Source organism: Ideonella sp. P3_A4 (assembly GCF_056403075.1).
This window is the reverse complement of sequence record NZ_JBFUGE010001242.1, coordinates 1-795: the sequence shown is the minus strand read 5'-3', so window position 1 is coordinate 795 and position 795 is coordinate 1. Positions and strand designations below refer to the sequence as shown.

1 protein-coding gene is annotated in these 795 nt (G+C 56.2%); it reads right to left on the bottom strand.

All coding sequences use genetic code 11. The annotated features are described in order from the left end of the window. Positions 1-98: 98 nt before the first annotated feature. The gene (locus tag AC1DYI_RS37310) at positions 99-686 is read right to left on the bottom strand and encodes a hypothetical protein (RefSeq protein ID WP_477209096.1); all 588 of its coding nucleotides are present in this window, start codon (positions 684-686) and stop codon (positions 99-101) included. Positions 687-795: the final 109 nt, after the last annotated feature.

Below are 795 nucleotides of genomic sequence, written 5' to 3'. Positions count from 1 at the left end.
GGGAAGAAGCCTGTGAGTGGCCTAACGTTCGACGTAAGGGGCGGCCCGCTTGCGGGACGTCCCCTTGACGGAGGGGTTAGGCATTGCTCTCATTCCTCTCATTCGTGAAACCTCAGCGAATTGATGGCGTTTAGGGCGCGATGAGAATTTGGGTCATTTTCGGCTTGCGGCGTAAGGCAGGTAACCGTAAAGAAGGCGGCGTCCTTCTCCTCTAGCGCGAGAAGAAATTGGGATTGCCAGAACTCTGTATTGGAGGCATTTGAGCCTACAAGGTAGTGCATTGAGACCACTCGGATGTTGGTCTTCATTCCGTTGGTGAATTCGAGAACATCGGTGATCGGCGTTCCGCGCTTGGAGAGCTCGGCGGTCACGAACTCCTGGTTCCAAGCCGCTAGCGCCAAGTTGACCCCAGCTTGCGTGACCTTGCCGGGCGTTGGGCGAATCATGTGCGCAACAGTGCAGCCCGATTTTACGGGCGGGTTACTAGTAGTCACTGCGCCAATGACTAGGTCGATGTTTGAGGCAGAACCAAGAGTTGTCTCTGGTAGCGGAACCATTTTCCACCCCTCTGGAATGAGAAGTGTGAAGGCTCCATACGGTGATGTCCACACTGCTTGTGCCCATGACGGGGCGACGCTCAACAGTGAGATGAGTGTTGCCACAGCTGCTGCAAAAATTGGTTTCATCGTTGCTTCGTGGGTCACAACCGCGACCTCAATGCTTAACGTTCGACGTAAGGGGCGGCYYGCGGCTTGCCGCARGACGTCCCCTTGACGGAGGGGTTAGGCGTCGCGG